General features: G+C 58.3%; 8 protein-coding genes and 2 pseudogenes. 8 read left to right on the top strand and 2 right to left on the bottom strand.

Annotated elements, in window-relative coordinates:
- A pseudogene (locus IU397_RS22705) lies at nt 1–220 on the top strand (hypothetical protein); the annotation flags it as partial.
- Between the two features lie 127 nt (nt 221–347).
- The gene (locus tag IU397_RS22700; protein ID WP_239480011.1) at nt 348–1,967 is read left to right on the top strand and encodes an amidohydrolase; all 1,620 of its coding nucleotides are present in this window, start codon (nt 348–350) and stop codon (nt 1,965–1,967) included.
- Nucleotides 1,968–1,973: 6 nt separating this feature from the next.
- Here the strand turns inward: IU397_RS22700 and IU397_RS22695 are convergent, their stop codons facing one another.
- Entirely contained in the window at nt 1,974–2,864 is an 891-nt protein-coding gene (locus tag IU397_RS22695; protein ID WP_204417885.1) for a LysR family transcriptional regulator, read from the bottom strand.
- Between the two features lie 100 nt (nt 2,865–2,964).
- Between IU397_RS22695 and IU397_RS22690 the strand changes: the two genes are divergently transcribed.
- The 5 genes from IU397_RS22690 (at nt 2,965) to IU397_RS22670 (ending at nt 9,724) form a co-directional block, all read left to right on the top strand.
- Nucleotides 2,965–3,957: a TRAP transporter substrate-binding protein gene (locus tag IU397_RS22690; RefSeq protein ID WP_204417884.1), complete on the top strand. Its 993-nt coding sequence runs from the start codon at nt 2,965–2,967 to the stop codon at nt 3,955–3,957.
- Nucleotides 3,958–4,008: 51 nt separating this feature from the next.
- Nucleotides 4,009–4,545 (top strand): TRAP transporter small permease, encoded by a 537-nt coding sequence (locus IU397_RS22685; protein WP_204417883.1) that lies wholly within the window; start codon nt 4,009–4,011, stop codon nt 4,543–4,545.
- The gene (locus IU397_RS22680; RefSeq protein WP_204417882.1) at nt 4,542–5,837 is read left to right on the top strand and encodes a TRAP transporter large permease; all 1,296 of its coding nucleotides are present in this window, start codon (nt 4,542–4,544) and stop codon (nt 5,835–5,837) included. The genes IU397_RS22685 and IU397_RS22680 overlap by 4 nt, the downstream gene beginning before the upstream one ends.
- 4 nt (nt 5,838–5,841) lie before the next feature.
- A complete protein-coding gene (locus tag IU397_RS22675; protein ID WP_204417881.1) occupies nt 5,842–7,446 on the top strand; it encodes an amidohydrolase family protein in 1,605 nt (534 codons plus the stop codon).
- A gap of 472 nt (nt 7,447–7,918) precedes the next feature.
- Complete coding sequence (locus tag IU397_RS22670) at nt 7,919–9,724, top strand: metallophosphoesterase family protein (protein ID WP_204417879.1); 1,806 nt, start codon at nt 7,919–7,921, stop codon at nt 9,722–9,724.
- Between the two features lie 78 nt (nt 9,725–9,802).
- Here the strand turns inward: IU397_RS22670 and IU397_RS22665 are convergent, their stop codons facing one another.
- The gene (locus IU397_RS22665) at nt 9,803–10,498 is read right to left on the bottom strand and encodes an IS6 family transposase (RefSeq protein ID WP_204417878.1); all 696 of its coding nucleotides are present in this window, start codon (nt 10,496–10,498) and stop codon (nt 9,803–9,805) included.
- A 55-nt stretch (nt 10,499–10,553) separates the two neighbouring features.
- On the opposite strand from IU397_RS22665, the pseudogene IU397_RS24075 reads away from it, so the two are divergent.
- Nucleotides 10,554–10,698 (top strand): annotated as a pseudogene (locus IU397_RS24075) (IS5/IS1182 family transposase); the annotation flags it as partial.

Raw genomic sequence — 10,698 nt, 5'->3', positions numbered from 1 at the left:
AGACGCACCGGATGATGAGCCGCCGGGCCCGAGGGCGGGCGCAAGCGAAGCCGGGATCCTCACGGACTGGCGAGAGGCGGAGGCCGGTTTGGCCGCGGCGCTTGCGCGTGTGGCGGGTCGGCTGCGGGGCATGGCCGGGATCACAGAGCCGCCCGGCACCGGGGCAGGGCGGCCCCCCGCCCAGACCGCACCCCATACTAACCTCACACATATCCTTTGAATTTATCTCAAGACCGCAGGCTGTATTTCAAACTCATCTGTAAGTACCGTAGATGTAGCGCTAGAGCGGTAGTCGCAGCTTGACGAATTGGTGTATGCCCTGCACCCGCAAAGGAGAGCCTATCGCCATGGTCACTGTCTACGGCGTCAAAAAAATTCTCACAATGGATGGTAACTGCCCCTTCGCCACGCATGTTGCCGTGAAGGACGGAATTATCGTCGGCGTTGGCGGGCCCGATTGCGGTGACGGTTGGGGGAAGGTCTTGCGCGACGACCGTTTTGCTGCCCATGTGATGATGCCCGGCCTGATTGAAGCACACGCCCATGTGATGGCGGGCGGGGTCTGGCGCTTTACCTATTGCGGCCATTATGACCGGGTCGATCCCGCGGGGGCTACTTGGTCAGGTGTGCGAAACTACGCTGCGCTCATCGCTCGGATGCGGGACTTGGCTGCCAAAACGCCGCCAAGCGTCCCCATTGTCGGATGGGGATTCGATCCAAATTTTCTGGAGGGGGACCGCCTTGACAAAGACTGCCTTGACCAGGTTTCGACTGACCGTCCCGTGGTTATTATACACTCCAACTTTCATCTGCTGACGGCCAATTCCGTGGCTCTTGCGCAGGCCGGTATCGATGCGCAGTCCAATATCGAAGGTGTCGTACGGGGAGGCGATGGTGCTCCCAATGGTGAGTTGCAGGAATTCGCGGCAATGGCTCCGGTCATGTCGGAAGCGCGGCTGAATTTTGCGGATCTCGCCGATGCTGACGCAGTACGTGCCTATGGTCAGGTCGCCCGTAATTGCGGCGTCACGACGGTTGCTGATCTGCTGTCGGACCTTGAAGATGCCGAGGTGGATATGCTGACGCGCGAGACAAGCAATGATACTTGTGCTGCGCGCTATGTACCCGTTATGAACGCAATGCGTGGAGATCCGGCGACCGAAGCGCAGCGCGCGCTTGAGCTTAGGCAGCGCTCTACCGAAAAGCTCCACCTGGGGCGCGCAAAGTTGTTTACCGACGGTGCCATTCAAGGCGGAACAGCCAAGCTGAAGGCACCGGGCTATTTTAGAATGGACGATAACGGTATCTGGAACATGGAGTTGGACCATTTTCGCGCGGCTGTTGGTGCCTTGCACCGCGCCGGTGTCAAAACCCATGTGCACACCAATGGCGATGCGGCATCCGAACTGGCCATTGACGCGTTTCGGGACGCGATGATGCGTACGCCCAACGCGGATCACCGTCATACACTCGAACATGTGCAGCTTGCTGGCCTGGATCAGTTCAAACGGATGCGTGCGCTTGGACTGACGGTGAACATTTTTTCAAACCACGTATATTACTTTGGCGACCTGCATCGCACAAAGACGATCGGTCCGAACCGCGCAGCGCGAATGGACGCCGCTCGCGATGCCTGGGATGTGTTCCAGGGTGACTTTGCGATCCACTCCGACGCGCCGGTGACGCCAATGGCTCCTTTGCATACCGCGTGGATCGCGGTGAACCGCCTGACTGAGGCAGGCCACCAGCTTGGGACCCACCAAAAGATTACTGTCTCTCAAGCGCTCCACAATATCACTTTGGGTGCTGCATATGTCCTGAAGATGGATGATCAGGTCGGCTCGATCCAAACTGGCAAGCGTGCCGATTTTACCATTCTAGACGGCGATCCGCTGGAGACCGACCCCGCGCGCCTGCGCGACATTCCCATCGTGGGCACGGTACTCGGCGGGACCGTCACGGGGTAGCGAAGCTTACACTGCTGGCAAGCCATCCAGATATTTCACGAAGTGGCCAATCGGCCCGCGCGCCTCGTCCTGCGGCCAGATTGCACAGGTGATTAGTCGCTCGGACACATCCGGGATCGGGACCATCCGCAGACCCGGCCCCAGTGTCCGGGCCACGCCTTCTGTCAGAACGGTAACCCCCATGCCGCAGGCGACAAGGCCAAGAATCCCGGCGGTATTGAACGCTTCTTGCGTAATGCGCGGCATGAACCCCGCGCGCCGGCAAAGGGGATTGAGGTAATCATAGAAGTACTGCCAGTCGGTGGCGCCGCCATGGACAAAATCCTCCTCTGCCAGATCCGCAAGCTGGATGCTATCGCGCCGGGCAAAGGTATGGCTGTCCGGGCAAACACACACGAGTTGTTCGGCATATACTGGCCGTTGTGCATATCCCGGTACGCTGATCGGACCCGTCACAAAGCCGATATCCAGCTTGCCCTCCGCGAGGCGCTTGAGCTGCGCGAGCGTGACGCCATGTTGGGGCTGAAGTGTGATCTGCGGCTGTGAGACCTGAAATTCCTTGAGCAAATTTGGTAAGGGCCCGGCGATAGCAAAGTCGGTATAGCCGATCCGCAATGTGCCCACGCGGCCCTCGTCGGCATTGCGTACATCCCGCCTTGCGCGTTCGACAAGGCTGAGGATCTCGTAGGCCCGCTCCAGAAAAACTTGCCCGGCAGGTGCCAGTTTCACCGCGCGGTTGGTGCGGGAAAAGAGCACCGCTCCCATCTCTTCCTCAATCGAACGAATGGCGCGGCTCAGCGCAGGCTGGGCGATGCCCAACCGGTCTGCTGCGCGGCGGAAATGCAGCTCTTCGGCGACAGCGACAAAGTACTGAAGCCTGCGGAAATCAGATCGCATGATGCCCTTTTGGTATCAAAAATGATACAAATGATATTATCCCTGTGTGCGTTCCCGTGCAACGCTAGAGAAAAACGGTAAAGCAACAAGGAGATTGGTAATGAAACTGCACGGTAAAACACTAGCCGCATTGGCCGCGCTTTCACTCTCTGTCGGAACGGCGATGGCCCAAGAGATCACGATGAACGTAGGTTTCGGCGCGCCGGAAGAATCGTTGTATGGTCGCTTTGGCGCGATTTTTGAGGAATTGGTCGAAGAATATACGGACGGCTCTGTCGATGTGCGCCTGCGCTGCTGCAACCAGGTGGCGACCGAAGATGAGGGTTTCCGCGCGATGCAATTGGGCACTGTTGATGGGTTCTTCATCACTGCCAACAATGTCTCGCCGCATTGGCCACTGATGGATGTGACGGTACTGCCGTACATTTTTCAGAACACCGATCACCTGGCACGCGTGGTTGATGGCGAGGTCGGTGATTTCATCAAGGGGCAGTTGCTGGAAGACACAGGTGTGCATCTTTTAGCCTTTGGCCCGGCGCTTTACCGCGACTTTTACAATTCGGTGCGTCCAGTCGAGACGATGGCGGATATGGCAGGCCTAAAGATCCGGACACCGAATAATGCCGTGATGTTGCAAACTTTTGAGGCCTTTGGTGCAAATCCTGTGCCGCTGGCCTGGTCGGAAACACCGACCGCGCTGCAGACTGGCACAGTAGATGGGGGCGATAATGGCACGTCGTTCATCCGCGACATGAGCTTTTACGAATTTATGCCGAATCTTGTCATTCTCGAACACTTCGTCTCAATGGCACCGCTTTTCGCCTCATCAAGCTTCATGGACCGTCTGAATGATGAGCAGAAAGAGCAAGTGATGCGCGCTGCCACCGATGCGAGCACCCAGTTCAGTGCCCAGGTGCGCACTGAAACCGAAGAGGTTCGCGATTGGCTCGCCAGCGAAGGCGGCATGACACGGACCGATCCAGACCGGGCAGACTTTATTTCAGCGGCCCAGGACGTTCAGCAAGCCATCGCAGCCGAGCGTGGTCAGGAATTTGTGGATCTCGTCGAAATGATCAACGCGGCAGCCGAGTAAGCTGCCAAGTGGGGGCCTAATCGGCCCCCGCACCCTTCCGAAGGCAATGTCATGATCATCCTGTGTTGGCTTGAAAAGCATTTTGAAGAGGCGATCTGCTGCATCGCGCTCTCGATTATCGCCGTCGCAGTGATGAGCCAGGTGCTGGCGCGCTATGTATTCGAGATTGCTTTGCACTGGACTGAAGAGACCGCGGCAATCTGCATGGTCTGGGCGGTGTATATGGGGGCGTCGCTGTGCGTGCGCGAACGTTTCCACATCCGAATTCTTGTTGCGGTACAGGCCCTGCCCATGCGCGTGGGCCGCTACGCCATATATATGGCCGACCTCGCCTGGGCCGCTTTCAGCGTCCTGATGATCCGCGTGAGCTGGGAATACCTGAGCGTCCTATGGAGCTTCCCCTCGCGCAGCCCAAGCTTGGGCATAAATGAATTCTATCCCCAGACTATTCTGGTCATCGGCTACGGTCTTATGCTCGCTCGTCTGCTTCAGACCTACGTGCGGTGGTATCGCGATGGGGCCAAGGGATTGCCGGGAATGCTGCTTGAAGACGGGGATGTTCCCCCGGACGAGGAACACCTCTTTTGAACGAACTGCTCCTTCTGTCCATCTGCTTTGTCTTTCTGACACTCATCGGTGTGCCGTTATTCGCCTCAGTCGGTCTTACAACCGCGCTTGCCCTCTTTCTGATCGACATCCCGTACACGCTGCTCGCCCAGACCGGATACAACAGCTTAACCCCATTTCCGCTGCTCACCATCCCACTCTTCGTGCTGGCGGGACGCCTGATGGAAACGGGTGGCATGGCGAACCGCATGATCGGCATCGCGACAAAGCTTGTGGGTGCCTATCGCGGCTCCATGGGTCTGGTCACCGTCTTTGCCTGCATGCTGTTTGGCGCGCTTTCGGGCTCCGGTCCTGCGACCACGGCCGCAATTGGCTCAGCCACTGTACCGGCGATGAAGAAGGAGGGGTATGACGTCCCCTTTGCCGCTGCCATTACCGCCAGCGCCGGCGCCTTGGGCAGTTTGATACCGCCGTCCAACCTGATGATCATCTATGGGCTGGTATCCGAAACTTCGATTCCCCGTCTGTTCCTTGCCGGCATCGTGCCCGGCTTTATCGTGACCACGCTTTTGATGATGACCACCTACATCATCGCGCGACGGCGCGGCTATGGCGGCGGCGGCGAGCGGTTTACCTGGGCCCCCTTCCTGAGCGCTGCATGGGACGGCAAATGGTCCATCGGCGCGCCTGTGCTGATCCTCGGTGGCATCTATGGCGGGATCTTCACCCCGACCGAGGCGGCAGGTGTGGCGGTGTTCTATGCCCTTTTCGTAGGTCTTTTCGTCTATCGCGAACTGAGTGTGAAAAAGGTGTTGGAGGCGCTGCGCTTTACCGCTTTGTTGACCGGCATCCTTATACTGCTCACGCCGACTTTGGCCTTTGGGCAACTCACTGCCTTTTATGACGTACCGTCCGCCGTGCAATCCGGTATCACCGCGATCACGACCAGCCCTTTTTTGGTCCTGCTGTTGATCGGCATGTTCTACATCTTCATCGGCACTTTCATGGAAAGCCTTGCACAGATCGTGCTCTTTACGGCCGTGTTCCTGCCGCTTGTTGTCTCGCTTGGCGTGGATCCTGTGCTCTTTGGCATCTTCACCGTCATCACCTGCGAAATCGGCTTCTTGACCCCGCCATTGGGTGCAAATCTCACCATCGCGTCCCGCATCTCAAAAATCTCACTTGAACGAATATCGGTGGCGGTGCTGCCGTTTATCGGCGCCTATATCGTCGGCATGATCATAATCATCCTCTTCCCTGATCTGACGCTCTTTTTGCCCAACTGGGTTTATGGCCCCGCATCCGTGAGGTAACAGCATGTTCGACATCGTCCTCAAAGGCGGCGAGGTGCACGACGGCACCGGTGCCCCGGCCCGCATCAGCGATGTTGGCATCAAGGATGGCCTGATCGCCGAAGTGGGTGAAATCACAGCCCAGGCCGAGGAGGTGATCGACGTCGCGGGCCTCACCGTCTCGCCCGGTTTTATCGACATGCATACCCATTCTGATTTCACGCTCATCGCCGATGGCCGCGCTGAAAGCCAGGTGCATCAGGGCGTCACGACCGAGGTGATCGGACAATGCGGCATCTCCTGTGCGCCGGTGTGCTCCTATTCCGCGATCCGACAAGTCGCGCCCTGGTTCACCGACAAGGCGGAACACAAAAAATGGCTCAGCTTCGGCGATTATCTCGATGTGCTAGACGACACCCCCCTCGGCGTGAATGTCGTGGCCTTTGTCGGGCATGGCACCATCCACCGGACGGTCCTGGGCGATGAGCTGCACGCGGGAGAGCCTGACGACGTCGCCAAAATGGCTAAGCTTGTCGATCAATGCATGGAAGAAGGTGCGGGTGGTTTTTCATCCGGCCTTGAATATTTCCCTGGCATCCTCGCCGCCCCGGATCACCTCGTCCCCATGGTTGAGGTGGCCGCGAAACATGGGCGCCTCTATGCCACCCACGTGCGCAACCGCGACACCGAATATGATCTTGGCTTTACGGAGGCGATGAGCACGGCCCGGCAAGCGGGTGCCAAGCTACAGATCAGCCACATCCAGCCCAAATTCGGTGCGCCGTCCCATGCGATGGAGCACACGCTAGAGATGATCGACCTGGCGCGCCGCCATGATGGCGACGTCGCCTTTGACGTGATCCCGCATGACTGGAATCACACTTTGATGGCCGCGATCCTACCCAAGTGGGCGCAGGCCGGGTCCATCGACGAGGTTCTCAAACGTCTTGCCGATCCCGAGACTCGCGCTCAGATCAAAGCCAACCCGAAACCAATGTGGCTGATCGTCAAGGCGCAGCAGTGGAACGACATCATCCTGCTCAACGCCACAGCCAACAAGGATCTCGTTGGCGCGACGTTCGAAGAAATCGGACGCATTCGGGAAGTCGATCCTTATGATGCCGTCCTCGATATTCTGCTGGAGGAAGGCGAAAACATGATGGCGGCAATGTGGTCGTCCAAAAGTTTTCAGAACAAGGATATCGAGCTTTGTCTGGAACAAGGCGAATGCGCGGTGATTTCCGACACGGTTGCCATAGCCAATGACGGGGTCCTCAGCGACCATATTGGCTCACTCAGCGGATATGGCTGGGCCGCGCGGTTCTTGCAATATTATATCCGTGACCGCGGCATACTCACCCTTGGCCAAGCACTCGCCAAGATCACGTCTGTACCCGCAGAGCGCATTGGGCTGCGGCAGCGGGGAAAACTGATCAAAGGCTACCACGCCGACATTTGCGTCTTTGATCCCCTGGCAATTACCAGCAACGCGACAGCCCGTCACCCGCGTCGCTACGCCAGCGGCATCGCCCATGTGCTTGTCAATGGTGCGCTTTCCATGCGGGACGGGCGCAGGACAGCTGTTAACAACGGTTCTGTCTTGCGTGATTTTGCCACCGCTGCACCATAACCGATTGGGGAGCAGATTGCTCTTTGCCAAAGCGACATTTCGGATCTGATCCAACGTGAATGATGTTTGTGAGCTACCGCTCCGAACGTCCGTTCTGTTGCAAAACCAAGCTCTGATACAGTGCAAGACTTAGCGATTTGAGACCTTGGTGCGGGGATCGAGTTTGAGCGATAGCGGTTTGCTTCCGGTGGGCGAAGCGTTCTAAAACCCAACAGTACCGCCGTTTGATGGGTTGAGACGGTTGGATCAAAGTTTCCACATGGGCTCAGCTGGTCGAGACTATAACCACAATCAGGCACTGCCAATTATCGAGGTTTAGCTGTTCCAACGATTTGCGCCGAACATGCTGGTTCGCAGTCGTCAGATGAGCTTCGACAAGTGTCGATTCGATCGAGTCGCGCATTGATGTCCATGTCATGAATCTGTCGGAGAATGATCCTAGCTATGATCACGTCAAACTCTGGAGTTTCTCATGAAATCTATTCGCCGATCCGGTTTCTTAGCGATTAGTTTTGCGGCTTGGACTGCCGCAGTGACGGCGAGCGCGGATCCGATCGCTGACACAGCAGAAGCGATTAAGGACCGTTTCTTGCAAACCCTTGCCCCCGAAGAGATCACCGATGCCAATCCCGGCGATTTCGAAGCCCTCCTGACCGAGGACGAGCGCGCCCTTTTCGCAACCGGCTACATCACCTTCACGGTGGATGCCCCAGTCACGGTCTACATCTTCCGCGATACCCGCCTCGATGAGGTGAATGAACCCTTCTGGCTCGCCGACCAGGGCTTCGACCGGACCGATTTCTTGGCTGAAGCTTACCAACGCGACTTCGACGTTTGGCGCCGCGACTACCCGGCGGGCGAGATCGGGCTTGGCATCCACGCCCTGCGCGTGGTCCGCGAACACTACTTCATCGGCGTCACCCCCCAAGGTCAGATCGCCCAGGCCGAGGTCGCGAATCTCGCTCCGGACACTCTCGATACTGGCCCGCTGGAACGCGGTGCGCTAACCTATGTCGACCGCTCCGTCACGCTCGACGCCGTCTCGCCCGAACTTGAAGGCATGACGCTCATCCGTACCCCGTCCGACCGGCGCCCCGCCGCCGCGATCTACGGTGCGTTTCATGAAACCGACCACCGGGCGACTGCCCAGCCCGACCAGATCTTTCTAACCATCGCCAAAGACCCGCGCGAACAGATGGCGGTGAACTGGCGCACCGACATTTCCGTCACCGGCCAATCCGTCGCCCTTTGGCTGGCTGAGCAATACAACGCCCCGAACCGTCCCGAACCGCAGATCTTCCCAGCCGACACCGTACTTGTCGAAAGCCTCCGCGTCGTGAACCAGACGGCAATTCATCGCCATAGCGTGCTCCTCCACGGGCTGGAACCCGGCACGGAATATACCTACGCCGTCGGCTCCGACGCGACCGGCTGGTCCTCCGCCGCCACGTTCGAGACCGCGCGCAGCGGCGAACACCCGATGTCTTTGGCCTTTATCGGCGACGTCCAGGAAGGCTTTGACCGGTTTGAAAGCGTTATGGACACGCTGATGCGGATGCGTCCCGATGTCGACCTTTTGATCTTCGGCGGCGATCTCGTCAGCCGCGGCAACGATGCCGATCAATGGGACGATTTCTTCGCCGCCCTGGGCGATGCGGGCCGGTCGATACCCATTGCACCGATCGCGGGCAATCACGAATACCTGCCCGACGACGATCCTGCCTATTACCGCGCCACCTTCCGCCTGCCTGACAATGGGCCCGACGATATCCCGGCCGGGCTCGCCTACCATTTCGAGTTCGGCGGCAACACTTTCATCATGCTCGACAGCAATGCCTGGAATGGCGAACAGCGTGACTGGCTGCCGACGGCGCTGCAAGAGGCAGACGACGACTTCTCGTTCGTCTTCACCCACCACGCCGCCTACACGTCGCGCCCGGGCCGCTATTATGGTCGCATCACCGAAAACTGGATGCCTATCTGGGAACAGAACGATGTCATCTCGATGGTCTTTCAAGGCCACGACCATGGCTATATGCGAACCTATCCGATGCTAAACGGCGAGGTTTCCACGGTCGATGACGGCGGCATCTACTATGTCGTGTCCAGCGCGGGAGAGAAGTTCTACGAGATCGACAGCCACGACTATATCGAGCTGTCCGTGGAAGAGCGGCAGATGTTCCAGATCATCGACGTCATGCGCGACGACGACCGTATGATCTACCGCGCCTACGACGTCGACGGGGTGGAGCACGACCGCGTTGAAATCGAAGACTGAGTTCCGGCTGCGTCATCTGCCCTGCGGGTGTTGTCACGTTAACTTTGGCGCTTTGAGTATGGGTTTTATCAGTCGGATTCAGGCGATCCTTGCCGCCGATCTCCACGCGTCGAATGCTTCCATGCGGTGATATCTGATCTGGATAGCGGAGTGGCAGGACACATAACGCTGTAATCCGCCAGGAGACCGGAACCCTTGCATAGATCGCTCTCGCTTACGGAACGGCAGATGACTGTTTTCGGCGCGGTTATTCAGCCCTTTGTGCGAGCGGTGCTCGAGGCCGGGCGTCAGCCCCCGCTTTGCTGCGCCGTAAGATCGGAGCTTATCCGCTGCCCGGCAGGGCATTGTCTGCAATGCCCGAGAGGGAGTCACAATCCTTTGGGGCAGACCGTGGCGCTTGATCAGTTTCCTCAACAGGCGCCTCGCGGCCCTTTTGTCCCGTCTGCGCTGCAGGATTTCGTCCAGAACGAGGCCCTCCTGGTCGACCGCCCGCCAGAGCCAGAATGCCCGACCTGAGATCTCAACACGCACCTCATCCAAATGCCAAATATGGCCCGCACGCCCCTGGCGCCGTCGTAAGTTGCCCGCAATCTTCGGCCTAAATTTCGCCATCCACCGCCGCACCGTTTCATAAGACACATCGACGCCGCGCTCGAGCAGCATCTCCTCAACTTCACGCAGGCTCAGATTGAACCGGGCATAGAGCCAGACGGCGTGGGAAATGATTTGGGGCGGAAAGCGGTGCCGCTTGTAGCTGATCTTCGTCCGGTTCATAGGTGTCCGCTACGCTGCCTCTGGTGAAGGAGCAATCCGCAGAGCGTTAACGTGACAACACCCTGCGGCCCGCAAAGGGCCTGCAATCTTCAGCTATTCGAACAATTATCCGATCGACACGGATCATTCCGTTATCGTGGATGTTGAGGCGACACGCTCAATCAGACAGGCTGAAGTAGGTGCTGCGCAAACCATGATTG

Source organism: Actibacterium sp. 188UL27-1 (assembly GCF_016901225.1).
Taxonomy (GTDB): Bacteria; Pseudomonadota; Alphaproteobacteria; order Rhodobacterales; family Rhodobacteraceae; genus 188UL27-1.
Note: the sequence above shows the minus strand (reverse complement) of the source record. Positions and strands in the feature narration are given on the sequence as shown.